8 protein-coding genes, 4 tRNA genes and 3 rRNA genes are annotated in these 15,546 nt (G+C 49.7%); 12 read left to right on the plus strand and 3 right to left on the minus strand.

Annotation, left to right across the window (positions count from 1 at the left end):
• Positions 1-106 precede the first annotated feature (106 nt).
• The 8 genes from clpB to HC231_RS05350 all read left to right on the plus strand — a co-directional run bounded on the left by clpB (position 107) and on the right by HC231_RS05350 (position 9,810).
• On the plus strand, positions 107-2,680 hold the full coding sequence (clpB, locus tag HC231_RS05315) for an ATP-dependent chaperone ClpB (RefSeq protein ID WP_208230044.1): 2,574 nt from the start codon (positions 107-109) through the stop codon (positions 2,678-2,680).
• Positions 2,681-3,162: 482 nt separating this feature from the next.
• Positions 3,163-4,704 (plus strand): 16S ribosomal RNA (locus tag HC231_RS05320).
• Between the two features lie 74 nt (positions 4,705-4,778).
• Positions 4,779-4,855 (plus strand) — tRNA-Ile (locus tag HC231_RS05325).
• A 128-nt stretch (positions 4,856-4,983) separates the two neighbouring features.
• Positions 4,984-5,059: transfer RNA gene (locus HC231_RS05330), tRNA-Ala, on the plus strand.
• A gap of 189 nt (positions 5,060-5,248) precedes the next feature.
• Positions 5,249-8,245, plus strand: a 23S ribosomal RNA gene (locus HC231_RS05335).
• A 184-nt stretch (positions 8,246-8,429) separates the two neighbouring features.
• Positions 8,430-8,545: ribosomal RNA gene (gene rrf / locus HC231_RS05340) — 5S ribosomal RNA — on the plus strand.
• The 16S, 23S and 5S rRNA genes sit together here with 3 tRNA genes alongside, the layout of an rRNA operon.
• A gap of 116 nt (positions 8,546-8,661) precedes the next feature.
• A tRNA-Asp gene (locus HC231_RS05345) sits at positions 8,662-8,738 on the plus strand.
• A gap of 262 nt (positions 8,739-9,000) precedes the next feature.
• Positions 9,001-9,810: an endonuclease/exonuclease/phosphatase family protein gene (locus HC231_RS05350; RefSeq protein ID WP_208230045.1), complete on the plus strand. Its 810-nt coding sequence runs from the start codon at positions 9,001-9,003 to the stop codon at positions 9,808-9,810.
• A 22-nt stretch (positions 9,811-9,832) separates the two neighbouring features.
• Here the strand turns inward: HC231_RS05350 and mltD are convergent, their stop codons facing one another.
• Together mltD and gloB are read right to left on the minus strand one after the other, a co-directional pair.
• Positions 9,833-11,215 (minus strand): murein transglycosylase D, encoded by a 1,383-nt coding sequence (gene mltD, locus HC231_RS05355; RefSeq protein ID WP_208230046.1) that lies wholly within the window; start codon positions 11,213-11,215, stop codon positions 9,833-9,835.
• A 70-nt stretch (positions 11,216-11,285) separates the two neighbouring features.
• Positions 11,286-12,041: a hydroxyacylglutathione hydrolase gene (gene gloB / locus HC231_RS05360; protein WP_208230047.1), complete on the minus strand. Its 756-nt coding sequence runs from the start codon at positions 12,039-12,041 to the stop codon at positions 11,286-11,288.
• Positions 12,042-12,084: 43 nt separating this feature from the next.
• Between gloB and HC231_RS05365 the strand changes: the two genes are divergently transcribed.
• The gene (locus HC231_RS05365; protein ID WP_208230048.1) at positions 12,085-12,798 is read left to right on the plus strand and encodes a class I SAM-dependent methyltransferase; all 714 of its coding nucleotides are present in this window, start codon (positions 12,085-12,087) and stop codon (positions 12,796-12,798) included.
• A 4-nt stretch (positions 12,799-12,802) separates the two neighbouring features.
• Here the strand turns inward: HC231_RS05365 and rnhA are convergent, their stop codons facing one another.
• Positions 12,803-13,369, minus strand: a complete 567-nt coding sequence (gene rnhA, locus HC231_RS05370; RefSeq protein WP_208230049.1) for a ribonuclease HI — start codon at positions 13,367-13,369, stop codon at positions 12,803-12,805.
• On the opposite strand from rnhA, the gene dnaQ reads away from it, so the two are divergent.
• The 3 genes from dnaQ (at position 13,323) to HC231_RS05385 (ending at position 15,524) form a co-directional block, all read left to right on the plus strand.
• Positions 13,323-14,060, plus strand: coding sequence for a DNA polymerase III subunit epsilon (gene dnaQ, locus HC231_RS05375; RefSeq protein ID WP_208230050.1), 738 nt, complete (start codon positions 13,323-13,325; stop codon positions 14,058-14,060). The two genes, rnhA and dnaQ, sit on opposite strands and share 47 nt — an antisense overlap.
• Before the next feature lie 126 nt (positions 14,061-14,186).
• A tRNA-Asp gene (locus HC231_RS05380) sits at positions 14,187-14,263 on the plus strand.
• A gap of 340 nt (positions 14,264-14,603) precedes the next feature.
• On the plus strand, positions 14,604-15,524 hold the full coding sequence (locus HC231_RS05385; protein WP_208230051.1) for a DUF1266 domain-containing protein: 921 nt from the start codon (positions 14,604-14,606) through the stop codon (positions 15,522-15,524).
• Positions 15,525-15,546 lie beyond the last annotated feature (22 nt).

The following is a 15,546-nucleotide window of genomic DNA, read 5'->3' on the forward strand; positions in this document are numbered from 1 at the left end:
AATAACATTTTAATCCCATGGCTATTGGCAAAATAACCTTGAAATTTTGAGGGATGACCTCATCTGATCTCCAGTAGCAGTTTTGTCCAGTTCCATGGGAGGTGTTATGCGTCTGGATCGTCTTACCAACAAGTTTCAACTAGCCCTCGCCGATGCCCAATCTTTAGCCCTCGGGAGAGACCATCAATTTATCGAACCTCTTCACTTGATGAGTGCTTTACTTAATCAGGAAGGCGGTACTGTCGGTCCGCTTCTAACCGCGGCCGGCGCCAATGTCGTTCGTTTGAAAACCGAAATCGATCATGCGATATCACGTTTGCCTCAGGTGGAAGGAACGGGGGGCGATGTCCAGCCATCCAGCGAGTTGGTCCGTACCTTAAACGTGTGTGACAAAATGGCTCAGAAGCGTGGTGATACCTTTATTTCCTCTGAGCTTTTTGTGTTGGCCGTGCTGGATTCTCACAGTACACTCAGCGACATGATTAAAAATACCGGGGCGACACAGGAAAGCGTTACCAAGGCAATTGATCAAATAAGAGGAGGCGAACAAGTGAATGATCAAGGCGCTGAGGACCAACGGCAGGCATTAAAAAAATATACTATCGACCTGACCGAGCGTGCGGAGCAAGGCAAACTTGACCCGGTGATCGGCCGTGATGAAGAAATTCGCCGTACTATTCAAGTATTACAACGTCGAACTAAAAATAACCCAGTATTAATCGGTGAGCCTGGCGTCGGTAAAACCGCCATTGTTGAAGGTTTGGCATTGCGTATTGTTAATGGCGAAGTGCCGGAAGGTTTAAAGAACAAGCGTGTTCTTTCGCTGGATATGGGTTCATTGGTCGCTGGCGCTAAGTATCGTGGGGAGTTCGAAGAACGGTTAAAAGGCGTTCTTACTGACTTAGCCAAACAGGAAGGGAATGTCATCCTGTTTATTGATGAGCTGCACACGATGGTAGGTGCGGGTAAAGCTGACGGCGCCATGGATGCCGGGAATATGCTGAAGCCAGCTCTGGCTCGCGGTGAGTTACACTGCGTCGGCGCCACAACGTTGGATGAATACCGGCAATATATTGAAAAAGATGCGGCGCTGGAGCGTCGTTTCCAGAAAGTGTTCGTCGCCGAGCCAACGGTAGAAGATACCATCGCCATTTTACGTGGTCTTAAAGAACGCTATGAGCTGCATCACCACGTGCAGATTACCGACCCGGCAATTGTGGCTGCGGCGACACTGTCGCATCGTTATATTGCCGACCGTAAGCTGCCTGACAAGGCTATCGACCTGATTGATGAAGCGGCTTCCAGTATCCGTATCCAGATTGATTCTAAGCCAGAACCTTTGGATCGTCTGGATCGCCGTATCATTCAGCTAAAGCTGGAACAGCAGGCGCTGAAAAAAGAGTCGGATGAGGCCAGCCAAAAACGCTTAGAGCTATTAAATAGCGAGCTTGAAGAAAAAGAACGCGAGTACTCCAAGCTGGAAGAAGAGTGGAAGGCGGAAAAAGCCTCGCTTACGGGAACGCAGAATATTAAGGCGGCTTTGGAGCAGGCAAAAATATCGCTGGAACAGGCTCGTCGCCAAGGCGATCTGGGACAGATGTCCGAGATCCAATACGGTAAAATTCCTGAGCTGGAAAAACAGCTGGCGGCGGCGACGCAGCTTGAAGGTAAAACCATGCGTCTGTTGCGCAACCGCGTTACGGATACTGAAATAGCCGAAGTGCTTGCCCGCTGGACCGGTATTCCGGTGTCCAGAATGTTGGAAAGCGAACGCGAAAAACTGTTAAGAATGGAGGAAGCGCTGCACCAGCGCGTAATAGGGCAGGATGAAGCGGTCGAAGCGGTGGCGAACTCTATCCGACGCAGTCGTGCCGGTTTGTCCGATCCTAATCGTCCAATCGGTTCTTTCCTGTTCCTTGGGCCGACCGGGGTAGGTAAAACAGAGCTGTGTAAAACGCTAGCTTCTTTCTTGTTCGACAGTGACGATGCGATGGTTCGTATCGATATGTCTGAGTTCATGGAAAAGCACTCGGTGTCGCGTTTGGTCGGGGCGCCCCCGGGATATGTGGGTTATGAAGATGGCGGCTACCTGACGGAAGCCGTTCGTCGCCGTCCTTATTCGGTGATTCTGCTGGATGAAATCGAGAAAGCGCATCCAGATGTGTTCAATATTCTGCTGCAGGTATTGGATGATGGGCGTCTGACTGATGGTCAGGGGCGTACGGTCGACTTCCGCAATACGGTTGTGATTATGACGTCAAACCTTGGTTCCGATCTGATTCAGGAGCGGTTCGGTGAGCGGAGTTATGCCGAAATGCGCGGCATGGTGCTTGAGGTGGTTAGCCGTAGTTTCCGTCCCGAGTTTATCAACCGTATCGATGAAGTGGTTGTATTCCACCCGCTGGGAAGAAAACATATCGCATCAATCGCCAAGATCCAGCTGCAGCGTTTGTATAAACGTCTTGAAGAGCGTGGCTATCATGTGACGATAACAGACGCGGCGCTGGAACGGTTGGGAGAAATCGGGTTCGATCCGGTCTATGGCGCGCGTCCGCTTAAAAGAGCAATACAGCAACTGATTGAAAACCCGCTGGCTCAACAGATTTTGTCCGGTAAGTTGATTCCCGGTAAACCGGTGACGCTTGATGTTGATGGTGAGAATATCGTTGCTCGCCAATAACCGAGCTTTTAATTTAATCTAGGCAAGAACGGGGGAAATCGTTTATTTCTCCCGTTTTTTTTGTGCTTGTGTATATAACTCTCATTTTCTGCACAAAATACCGGCTAAAAAGGGTCTTCTGACTCATTTTTGAACGCTTGAGGATTTTTTTTCATTTAGCGCTTGTCAGGCGCCGAGAAGTCCCTATAATGCGCTCCCACTGACACGGCAACGGCGCTCGCGCTGTTGTGCGGCAAGTCGGAAGCCAGGCAATAATCGCTTGACTTCACTGCGGAAAAGCATAGTATATGCCGCCCGCGCCACAGGATATTGTGGCACTGCTCTTTAACAATTCAATCAGACAATCTGTGTGGGCACTCACAAGACCGTTATCGGCAACGATATAAAAAAGTCTTGAAGAGTGACAACAGTAAATTCATTACGAATAAACAGTTATTAATTCTTTGAGCACAGCTTTTAATTAAGCGAATCAAACAAATCTTAAATTGAAGAGTTTGATCATGGCTCAGATTGAACGCTGGCGGCAGGCCTAACACATGCAAGTCGAGCGGCAGCGGGAAGAAGCTTGCTTCTTTGCCGGCGAGCGGCGGACGGGTGAGTAACGTCTGGGGATCTGCCCGATGGAGGGGGATAACTACTGGAAACGGTAGCTAATACCGCATAACGTCGCAAGACCAAAGTGGGGGACCTTCGGGCCTCACACCATCGGATGAACCCAGATGGGATTAGCTAGTAGGCGGGGTAATGGCCCACCTAGGCGACGATCCCTAGCTGGTCTGAGAGGATGACCAGCCACACTGGAACTGAGACACGGTCCAGACTCCTACGGGAGGCAGCAGTGGGGAATATTGCACAATGGGGGAAACCCTGATGCAGCCATGCCGCGTGTGTGAAGAAGGCCTTCGGGTTGTAAAGCACTTTCAGCGGGGAGGAAGGGGATGAGGTTAATAGCCTTATTCATTGACGTTACCCGCAGAAGAAGCACCGGCTAACTCCGTGCCAGCAGCCGCGGTAATACGGAGGGTGCAAGCGTTAATCGGAATGACTGGGCGTAAAGCGCACGCAGGCGGTCTGTTAAGTTGGATGTGAAATCCCCGGGCTTAACCTGGGAACTGCATTCAAGACTGGCAGGCTAGAGTCTCGTAGAGGGGGGTAGAATTCCAGGTGTAGCGGTGAAATGCGTAGAGATCTGGAGGAATACCGGTGGCGAAGGCGGCCCCCTGGACGAAGACTGACGCTCAGGTGCGAAAGCGTGGGGAGCAAACAGGATTAGATACCCTGGTAGTCCACGCCGTAAACGATGTCGACTTGGAGGCTGTGGTCTTGAACCGTGGCTTCCGGAGCTAACGCGTTAAGTCGACCGCCTGGGGAGTACGGCCGCAAGGTTAAAACTCAAATGAATTGACGGGGGCCCGCACAAGCGGTGGAGCATGTGGTTTAATTCGATGCAACGCGAAGAACCTTACCTACTCTTGACATCCACGGAATTTGGCAGAGATGCCTTAGTGCCTTCGGGAACCGTGAGACAGGTGCTGCATGGCTGTCGTCAGCTCGTGTTGTGAAATGTTGGGTTAAGTCCCGCAACGAGCGCAACCCTTATCCTTTGTTGCCAGCGATTCGGTCGGGAACTCAAAGGAGACTGCCGGTGATAAACCGGAGGAAGGTGGGGATGACGTCAAGTCATCATGGCCCTTACGAGTAGGGCTACACACGTGCTACAATGGCGCATACAAAGAGAAGCGACCTCGCGAGAGCAAGCGGACCTCATAAAGTGCGTCGTAGTCCGGATTGGAGTCTGCAACTCGACTCCATGAAGTCGGAATCGCTAGTAATCGTAGATCAGAATGCTACGGTGAATACGTTCCCGGGCCTTGTACACACCGCCCGTCACACCATGGGAGTGGGTTGCAAAAGAAGTAGGTAGCTTAACCTTCGGGGGGGCGCTTACCACTTTGTGATTCATGACTGGGGTGAAGTCGTAACAAGGTAACCGTAGGGGAACCTGCGGTTGGATCACCTCCTTACCAAAAGCCTGATACAGGTAGTGCAGTGTCCACACAGATTGTCTGATGAAAATGACGAGCAGAAATACCTTAATAGGCTTGTAGCTCAGGTGGTTAGAGCGCACCCCTGATAAGGGTGAGGTCGGTGGTTCAAGTCCACTCAGGCCTACCAAATTCATTCCCATGCTGCGTTGTGAAATGACTCGCATACGAGAGTATGCTTCGCCGTTCCACGCCTTGCCTGGAAACGAATTAACTCTTCTATGAGTGGTACTAAAGGTAGCTGTAAGTGTAGGTCATGGGGCTATAGCTCAGCTGGGAGAGCGCCTGCTTTGCACGCAGGAGGTCTGCGGTTCGATCCCGCATAGCTCCACCATATAAAGACTTCAGAGCGTATTGGAAACAGTATGCTGTGAAGTATTATGCTCTTTAACAATCTGGAACAAGCTGAAATTTGAAACGATGCGGCTGAACCTATCTCGTAGCGGGATGTGGTTTGGTTGTATCGGAGTCTCTCAAATAATCACGGCGCGAATGTGTTTTACGAAACACCTTCGGGTTGTGAGGTTAAGCGACTAAGCGTACACGGTGGATGCCTAGGCAGTCAGAGGCGATGAAGGGCGTGCTAATCTGCGAAAAGCGTCGGTAAGGTGATATGAACCGTAACAGCCGACGATACCCGAATGGGGAAACCCAGTGTGTTTCGACACATTATCATCACATGAATACATAGTGTGATGAGGCGAACCGGGGGAACTGAAACATCTCAGTACCCCGAGGAAAAGAAATCAACCGAGATTCCCCCAGTAGCGGCGAGCGAACGGGGAAAAGCCCAGAACCTGAATCAGTTTGTGTATTAGTGGAAGCGTCTGGAAAGTCGCACGACAGAGGGTGATAGTCCCGTACACAAAAATGCACAGGCTGTGAGTTCGATGAGTAGGGCGGGACACGTGATATCCTGTCTGAAGATGGGGGGACCATCCTCCAAGGCTAAATACTCCTGACTGACCGATAGTGAACCAGTACCGTGAGGGAAAGGCGAAAAGAACCCCGGCGAGGGGAGTGAAATAGAACCTGAAACCGTGTACGTACAAGCAGTGGGAGCCTTGATTTATCAGGGTGACTGCGTACCTTTTGTATAATGGGTCAGCGACTTATATTCTGTAGCAAGGTTAACCGAATAGGGGAGCCGCAGGGAAACCGAGTCTTAACTGGGCGTTAAGTTGCAGGGTATAGACCCGAAACCCGGTGATCTAGCCATGGGCAGGTTGAAGGTTGGGTAACACTAACTGGAGGACCGAACCGACTAATGTTGAAAAATTAGCGGATGACCTGTGGCTGGGGGTGAAAGGCCAATCAAACCGGGAGATAGCTGGTTCTCCCCGAAAGCTATTTAGGTAGCGCCTCGTGAACTCATCTACGGGGGTAGAGCACTGTTTCGACTAGGGGGTCATCCCGACTTACCAACTCGATGCAAACTGCGAATACCGTAGAATGTTATCACGGGAGACACACGGCGGGTGCTAACGTCCGTCGTGAAGAGGGAAACAACCCAGACCGCCAGCTAAGGTCCCAAAGTCATGGTTAAGTGGGAAACGATGTGGGAAGGCCCAGACAGCCAGGATGTTGGCTTAGAAGCAGCCATCATTTAAAGAAAGCGTAATAGCTCACTGGTCGAGTCGGCCTGCGCGGAAGATGTAACGGGGCTAAACCATGCACCGAAGCTGCGGCAGCGAACGTATCACCCAAGACAATTTGGCGATGTTGAATAACGATTGATGGAGCGAAGCGACATCAATGCGTTTTACAAAGTCGAGTTGGCTTAGGGATACGTTCGTTGGGTAGGGGAGCGTTCTGTAAGCCTGCGAAGGTGGCCCGTGAGGGTTGCTGGAGGTATCAGAAGTGCGAATGCTGACATAAGTAACGATAATGCGGGTGAAAAACCCGCACGCCGGAAGACCAAGGGTTCCTGTCCAACGTTAATCGGGGCAGGGTGAGTCGACCCCTAAGGCGAGGCTGAAAAGCGTAGTCGATGGGAAACAGGTTAATATTCCTGTACTGGGTGTTGCTGCGAAGGGGGGACGGAGAAAGCTAGGTTGGCCGGGCGACGGTTGTCCCGGTTTAAGCGTGCAGGTGGGTGTTTTTGGTAAATCCGGAACACTGTTAACACTGAGGCGTGACGACGAGTCACTACGGTGACGAAGTAACCGATGCTACGCTTCCAGGAAAAGCCTCTAAGCTCCAGGCAACACGCAATCGTACCCCAAACCGACACAGGTGGTCAGGTAGAGAATACTCAGGCGCTTGAGAGAACTCGGGTGAAGGAACTAGGCAAAATGGTGCCGTAACTTCGGGAGAAGGCACGCTGGATTTGGTGAAGTCCCTCGCGGATGGAGCTGAGACCAGTCGCAGATACCAGCTGGCTGCAACTGTTTAATAAAAACACAGCACTGTGCAAACACGAAAGTGGACGTATACGGTGTGACGCCTGCCCGGTGCCGGAAGGTTAATTGATGGGGTCAGCCTTTGGGCGAAGCTCTTGATCGAAGCCCCGGTAAACGGCGGCCGTAACTATAACGGTCCTAAGGTAGCGAAATTCCTTGTCGGGTAAGTTCCGACCTGCACGAATGGCGTAATGATGGCCAGGCTGTCTCCACCCGAGACTCAGTGAAATTGAACTCGCTGTGAAGATGCAGTGTACCCGCGGCAAGACGGAAAGACCCCGTGAACCTTTACTATAGCTTGACACTGAACCTTGAGCCTTGATGTGTAGGATAGGTGGGAGGCTTTGAAGCGTGGACGCCAGTCTGCGTGGAGCCAACCTTGAAATACCACCCTTTAATGTTCGATGTTCTAACGTGGGCCCCTGAGCGGGGTTGCGGACAGTGTCTGGTGGGTAGTTTGACTGGGGCGGTCTCCTCCCAAAGAGTAACGGAGGAGCACGAAGGTTAGCTAATCCTGGTCGGACATCAGGAGGTTAGTGCAAAGGCATAAGCTAGCTTGACTGCGAGAGTGACGGCTCGAGCAGGTGCGAAAGCAGGTCTTAGTGATCCGGTGGTTCTGAATGGAAGGGCCATCGCTCAACGGATAAAAGGTACTCCGGGGATAACAGGCTGATACCGCCCAAGAGTTCATATCGACGGCGGTGTTTGGCACCTCGATGTCGGCTCATCACATCCTGGGGCTGAAGTAGGTCCCAAGGGTATGGCTGTTCGCCATTTAAAGTGGTACGCGAGCTGGGTTTAGAACGTCGTGAGACAGTTCGGTCCCTATCTGCCGTGGGCGTTGGAAGATTGAGAGGGGTTGCTCCTAGTACGAGAGGACCGGAGTGAACGCACCACTGGTGTACGGGTTGTGATGCCAATTGCATTGCCCGGTAGCTACGTGCGGAAGAGATAACCGCTGAAAGCATCTAAGCGGGAAACTTGCCTCGAGATGAGTCTTCCCTGGGACTTTAAGTCCCCTGAAGGGCCGTTGAAGACGACGACGTAGATAGGCTGGGTGTGTAAGCGTTGCGAGACGTTGAGCTAACCAGTACTAATGACCCGAGAGGCTTAACCTTACAACACCGAAGGTGTTTTAGAGAGACAAAATCGTCGGGAACGATTTTGAACGGTGCGGAGCACTGGCCCCGTGGGGGTGAGTATCAGGATGATACGAATAGACTCAGAGAAGTTCAGCTTGTTCGAAGATTGGTTCCGATGGTTGCAGAGAAAACTGCGACGGTTGGGATAAAACAGAATTTGCCTGGCGGCGATAGCGCGGTGGTCCCACCTGACCCCATGCCGAACTCAGAAGTGAAACGCCGAAGCGCCGATGGTAGTGTGGGGTCTCCCCATGTGAGAGTAGGGAACTGCCAGGCATCAAATACGGATTATCGAATTGATCTTCGATAATCGAGGATCCTAAAGCGGATCCAAGCAGTGGAAAGCTGGCCCGGAAGGGCGGTATCAGGAAGATACGCGTAACAGAATCGGTGGAGCGGTAGTTCAGTTGGTTAGAATACCTGCCTGTCACGCAGGGGGTCGCGGGTTCGAGTCCCGTCCGTTCCGCCACTTATTGCATAAGCCCTGAGTTAATTGCTCAGGGCTTTTTTGCATCTGTGTTTTATGGTAGTGGATCCACAACCTACCTTGATTAGCCGCAAACTATCTGACTTAATATGTCAGTTTTCACAACTGATTCGCAGCTCGTTTTATATTTATTGGCTTAACTATAACCATGAATTGAAAGTCTGCTATACAATCCCTATAACAGAAGTGTACCTTTGCTTTATGCAGGTGTATTTATGTACTGGAATCTATAGCAAGGCGTAGTGTGCGGAAAAAAACATATGCGATGAGGTACGTTGCGGGTCAGCCGGCAGAGCGTATCTTTCCACCCGGAACAATGCAAAATCCGGAGCAAAAGCTGGTGTCGGGCCCGCTACTGCTGAAGGAAGATGTTTTACGCATCATGGTGTGGAATATCTTTAAACAGCAAAGAATGAACTGGCTTTCTGTTTTGCAAAACTTTGGTAGAAACACTCAGTTGGTTTTACTTCAGGAAGCGCAAAGTTCGCCGGAGCTTATTAGCTTTGCTACGTCTAACTACCTTTCTGCCGACCAAGTTCCGGCAATCATTTTGCCGCAACATCCTTCCGGCGTGATGACATTGTCTGCTGTTCAACCGATGTTCTGTTGTCCATTGCGGGAAAAAGAACCTTTGCTGCGCTTATCTAAATCGGCGCTGGTGACGGTGTATTCTTTGCCTGATGGCCGACAACTGATGGTGGTTAACATCCATGCGGTTAATTTCAGTTTCGGCGTGGAAGTTTACAGTAAACAGCTTGAAGCTATTGGCGATCTACTGCTCTATCATCGTGGGCCGGTGATTATGGCGGGGGATTTCAATGCCTGGAGTCAGCCACGCATTAAAGCGCTCTACCGGTTTGCCTTGAGGATGGATTTACAGGAAGTTCGATTCGATGACGATCTTCGTCGTAAGGTATTCGGGCGTCCGCTGGATTTTGTGTTTTACCGCCAGCTAGAAGTTACCGAGTCATCCATATTGGAAACACAGGCATCGGATCATAATCCGCTGCTGGTTGAATTCCTATTGAGCAGTCATAAAAAAACTGCCATATAGGCAGTTTTTTTATGTAACACAGTTACGACTCCGGGCGAGCGTTTTTACTGACATAAAGCGTCAAGCGATCGCCTGGCTGGATATTGGCATTTTTGATGACCGAATTCCAACGCATAACATCAGCGATATTTACACCGTGACGTTTGGCAATACTGGAAAGTGAATCACCTTTGCGTACCTGATAGGTGATTGACCCGCCTTTATCGCCGCTGTCGATATCAGACACTTGAGCCACTTGCAATGTTTGACCGACTTTCAGCGCATGCGTATTGCGCAGATTGTTCCAGCTTTGCAAATCTTTCGTGCTGACATTCAGCCGTGCGGCAATCGTAGATAATGTATCGCCGGAACGAACCTTATACTGCGATTCCTGCGTTGATGACTGCGCCAAGCGTGTTGTTGGTTGTATTGCCGCGATATCACTATCTGCTAGCGAATCCTTCAGCTGCTCAACGTGAGCTTTCGGAACCATAACGTAATGCGGGCCATTAGGCGCGGTTACATTACGTTTGTAGCCCGGGTTGTAGCTCTTCAGTTTATTCAACGACAGACCAGCCATCTCTGCTGCTTGCGTCAACTGCATCTGTTGCCCCAGATCAACTCTGGCCAATGCTCGGCTTTCGTTGGGTTTGGGCAGACTAACACCGTATTTTTTACTATTCTTGAGAATATCGCTTAAGGCTAACATCTTTGGAACATAGATTGACGTTTCACGAGGTAGCGCCAATGCCCAGAAATCCGTTGATAGCCCTTTCGCTTTATTCGCTTTCATGGCTTTTATGACGCGACCTTCACCGCTGTTATAAGCAGCGACGGTTAATAACCAGTCACCGTCAAACATGTTGTTAAGGCGTTGCATCATATCCAGGGCTGCGGTTGTCGATGCAACAACATCACGACGTCCGTCATACCACTGGTTTTGTTTCAAACCATAATTACGCCCCGTGCCAGGGATAATCTGCCATAGCCCTGCGGCGTTGGCGGATGATGTGGCGTGTGGGTCAAAAGCGCTCTCCACTATGGGTAGCAGTACCAGTTCCATCGGCATTTTTCGCTGCTTAATCTGCTCGACAATCCAGTACATGTACGGCTCTGCCCGTAATGTTACATCGTGGAGATAGCTCTTATTTTTTAAATAACGCATTTTTTGTTCGCGGATCCGGGCGTTATCCGGAACCTCCATCTTCAGCTCGTCGCCAATGAAGTTCCACAGATCTTGCTGCGCGATGCTGTCATCATCCAGCCATCGCGCCGAGGTCTCTCGACCCTCTGCGTACTTTACTGCTTCACTTTGACTTGCCGAAGACAGACTCTGTGCATGCTGTTTCGGTTGGGAGGTATCGTAAGGCGGTACCTGGCAACCTGCCAGCAAGACCGAGGCGAGTATTATCGCTCTAGCCTTCATATGTGGGTCAATAGTTGCTTAAAAGACGAGCAATGATACTTTGATTAGATGATTAGCACAAGATAAACCTTCAGAAGCAGTCTTTCTTGCTGCGTAACTGGGCAAAAGCTTGCCAATTCTCTATGCTTTCTGGTTCGTCTGATATTTTTCTTTTTAAATCAATCTCATGGCATCTAAGAAAAAGGTTGATTTTTCGCTCCAACCCCAGGGTGGTAGGGAGAGTTGATTGTGATTTTTCACGTATCTGACTGATTTTATGCAGATAGGCCTTAATAGTGGGCTCTTCTGGCCATATTACATTAGAAAATTTTAAGTTTGAAAGCGTGTACTCATGTGCACAGCAGATTAGCGTATCGTCGGGTAATTTTGATATTTTTTCTATTGAATCATACATTTGCTTTGGCGTTCCTTCGAATATACGGCCGCATCCGCCAGAGAAGAGCGTGTCCCCGCAGAACAGAAAAGGATGAGTATAATAAGCAATATGTCCTGCTGTATGGCCTGGAACGGACAGTACGGAAAAGTCCGAATTTAACAGAGACAGAGTATTTCCCTCTTCAACTATGTTCGTCGCACCGCTTTTCCGCGTTTCCTGGGGACCAAATACCAGCAGATTCGCATAATGCCCGACAATAGCGGCAACGCCTCCGACATGGTCTTGATGGTGATGAGTCAGTAAAATCGCATCGGGCGTAAGTTGATGTTTGTTGAGCGCGTCCAATACCGGCTGCGCTTCGCCGGGATCGACGATAACGCAGTGGTTTTCTTTATTACTCAGTAACCAAATGTAGTTGTCCTGAAGTGCCGCAATACTGATAAGATTCATGGATTACCTCGTTTTGCTATCAGCCCGGGGAAGATAATAGAACATGAAGCCAGCACAAACGCCTCAAACTGTCTTGGTTCCCGCTTCGTGGAACGACATTTCCTGGGGAGGATACTATCGTGAATCGCTTGAGCAGGCATTGCTCCCCTGGTGGCCGAAGTTATTCGGTTTTCATTTGTTGAAAATAGGGCCGTTGAGCGCGGAGATAAGCATAACAGATTGCCCTATATCCCATCAGGTCAATGTCGCGCCGGATGGCGAACGCGTACAGGTTATCGCCGATCCGCATCATTTACCTTTTGCTGAGAAATCGGTGGACGCCTGTTTGTTGGCGCAAACGCTGTCCTATTCCGCCGATCCGCATCGTATTCTGCGGGAAGTGGATCGTGTGCTGATTGATGATGGTTGGCTGATATTAAGCAGCTTCAATCCCGTCAGTTTATTGGGGATCGCAAAGTTAATTCCAGGGTTAAACAAACGGCAGCCTTATTGCAGCCGGATGTTTACCCAAATGCGCATCATAGATTGGCTCAGTCTGCTGAATTATGAGGTGATGCATCACGCCAGCCTTCAGGTCACTCCGTGGCGTAAAAATAAGGGAAAACTGAATAAACATTTCCCTGTATTCGGTTGTTTGTCGCTGATTGTGGCGCGTAAGCGAACCATTCCTCTGAGTTTTACGCCGATGCGCGCCCGGCTTTGTAAAGTCCCCTTGCGACGCACGGTTGGCGTGACGAAGATTTTTCGTAATCGATAGCTAATTACTCGGGGTTATAGCCGGTATCGTCAAGCGTGGGGGCGCCGGCGGCGCTGCGGGCAAGTTCGTCACAGCGTTCATTCTCAGGATGGCCAGCGTGGCCTTTCACCCACTCCCAGCGCAGAGTATGGCGCTGGATCGCCTGATCCAGACGTTGCCAGAGATCGACATTTTTTACCGGTTTTTTGTCAGCCGTTTTCCAGCCGCGCTTTTTCCAATTGTGGATCCAACTGGTGATCCCCTGACGGACATATTGACTATCGGTGCTTAATATCACGTCGCAGGGGGAGGTTAAGCTTTCAAGCGCGGCGATAGCCGCCATCAATTCCATGCGGTTATTGGTGGTCAACCGATAGCCCGCACTCAAGGTTTTCTCATGCTGTTTATAGCGCAGCAGGACACCGTAACCGCCGGGGCCAGGATTGCCGAGGCAAGATCCGTCGGTGAAAATTTCTACCTGTTTAAGCATCTCTGGTAGACTCTCCCTTATGGTGAAAATGGCAAGTCTGACATAAACGAAAACGATGAGCACTGAAATTACGCGACAAATCGTCCTGGATACGGAAACCACCGGTATGAACAAGCTGGGGGTTCACTACGAAGGGCACAAAATTATTGAGATTGGCGCCGTTGAGGTGATTAACCGTCGTCTGACCGGGCGCCACTATCATGTGTATATCAAGCCCGATCGTTTGGTTGATCCTGAGGCCTATCATGTGCACGGCATCAGCGATGAGTTTTTGGCGGATAAGCCGACCTACGCGGAGATCGCTGACGACTTCCTCGATTTTATCCGCGGGGCTGAATTAGTCATCCATAACGCAATGTTTGATATCGGCTTTATGGACTATGAATTCCGGATGTTAAACCGGGATATTCCCAAGACGGAAACCTTCTGCAAGATAACCGATAGCCTGCTGATGGCGCGAAAAATTTTTCCGGGCAAACGGAATAATTTGGATGCGTTATGCGATCGCTATCAGATAGATAACAGCAAACGAACGCTGCACGGCGCATTGCTCGATGCCGAAATCCTGGCGGAAGTTTATCTGGCGATGACGGGGGGCCAGACATCGCTGGCGTTCTCGATGGAAGGCGAAATCCAGCGTCAGGAAAATGAGAGCGAGGGTATTCAGCGGATTACTCGCCCGACTTCAGCATTAAAAGTGCTGTATGCCAATGACGAAGAGTTGCTGATGCATGAAAAGCGTCTGGATTTGATCGCGAAGAAAGGCGGTAGCTGCCTGTGGCGTAATGAATAGTACGACGGTGATGATGAAACCGTCTCTCAGATGAAATTATGAGCAAACAGAATCGCTTAGTTATAAAAACCATTGACGTAATAGTACCATCATCTTAGTATTCACCCCGCTCAATGAGCACAGAGTGGAGCGGTAGTTCAGTTGGTTAGAATACCTGCCTGTCACGCAGGGGGTCGCGGGTTCGAGTCCCGTCCGTTCCGCCACTTATCTATTCCGGGATGTTCCTATACATCTCTGGATGAATGAAAACCGTATCGCTGTCAAAGGCATACGGTTTTTTTTCGTCTTTACGTTTGCTGCGGCGTGTCGGGGTAGCGCAAAGACCATGTGTAGATCGCCCTAAGAGGGTTGGTTTCCGTCGCTCTATTGGTGTGGCTGCGACATGTTCTCGGGGACCGATCAGCAAGATGCGCGTTTCGCTGAATTCGATGGCGCGGAGTTGGAAATAGTCTTTTATCCGAATCAGTTATTTATGTAAACTTACCGGTAGTCCATTGTTTACTCTCGGGTTGCCGAGCGTTGTTTAAATGATTGAGGTCGGGGATGCTTAAGTTTTTTTATAAAGATACTTTCTATTTAATGCGAGGGGTTTTGGTGGTATCAGTATTTCTGATAGTAATCGATTTGCTGTGCACATTGTCCCAAAAATACCTTCACCAAGATATATCCAGGGTATACACACTGTTCTTTTATATATTTCTTTCTATTCTGGCGATACCCGTCTTAAAGATAGGGACAAAAGCGTTTTTTATCATTACAACAAAAAAAGAGAACAATAAAATCATTCAGGGTATTAACAAAAATCCCAAATATCCATGCAGGGATGAAAAAGATGCTTTGTTGGTAAAAATTAGCGGGCTATATTCCATTACCGCCACCGGGAACGGTAAAAACAAAAACCATCCAAATTTCGTTAATAGTATAGAAGAGTGCGACCTGGATAATCCCACCGCGGTTGACCTGATTAAAAATGCATTATCGGGTAGCTATGATATTGAAACTGATGAACAGTTGAAGTGTTTTATTTATTCCCTGCTGGATGAAGATGACTACGGGAAAACGCACCATGCAAATTACCAGAAGCAGCTTGCGCATTTATATCGTCTGGCTGGTAAAACCGGTGCTGATATCACGCCGGTAAGCGATATGGCTAATGTTGATTCGGCTTTCAATCTTCAGCGTGCGGCATTATTAATGAGATCGGGCGTCACCCTCGGCATGCTTACGCTGGATGAGTGGGACGCATTAAAAAATATTCTGGCGCAACGGCTAGAGGAAAATTTTTCCTCTCTCGACGAATTTATTCATGATTATATGCTGGCTGTTTACCTTTTCCATCACGAGGGCGCGATGGGCGCGTCGATGATCCTTGAAAGGCTTTATGGCCTTGCCACGCTTCAGGAAAATAATTATTTCGCCTGGAGCGCCGCTGAATTAAGCCGCCCCCCAGCAACGCTGGTATAGTCCGCGTTGTCTGACGGATACT

It is taken from the genome of Brenneria izadpanahii, assembly GCF_017569925.1.
Classification (GTDB): domain Bacteria; phylum Pseudomonadota; class Gammaproteobacteria; order Enterobacterales; family Enterobacteriaceae; genus Brenneria; species Brenneria izadpanahii.

What these genes read in the sequence shown, in the direction of transcription:
- clpB (WP_208230044.1), top strand. Translation starts at nt 107, where the DNA reads ATGCGTCTGGATCGTCTTACCAACAAGTTTCAACTAGCCCTCGCCGAT.
- mltD (WP_208230046.1), bottom strand. Translation starts at nt 11,215, where the DNA reads ATGAAGGCTAGAGCGATAATACTCGCCTCGGTCTTGCTGGCAGGTTGC.
- gloB (WP_208230047.1), bottom strand. Translation starts at nt 12,041, where the DNA reads ATGAATCTTATCAGTATTGCGGCACTTCAGGACAACTACATTTGGTTA.
- HC231_RS05365 (WP_208230048.1), top strand. Translation starts at nt 12,085, where the DNA reads ATGAAGCCAGCACAAACGCCTCAAACTGTCTTGGTTCCCGCTTCGTGG.
- dnaQ (WP_208230050.1), top strand. Translation starts at nt 13,323, where the DNA reads ATGAGCACTGAAATTACGCGACAAATCGTCCTGGATACGGAAACCACC.
- HC231_RS05385 (WP_208230051.1), top strand. Translation starts at nt 14,604, where the DNA reads ATGCTTAAGTTTTTTTATAAAGATACTTTCTATTTAATGCGAGGGGTT.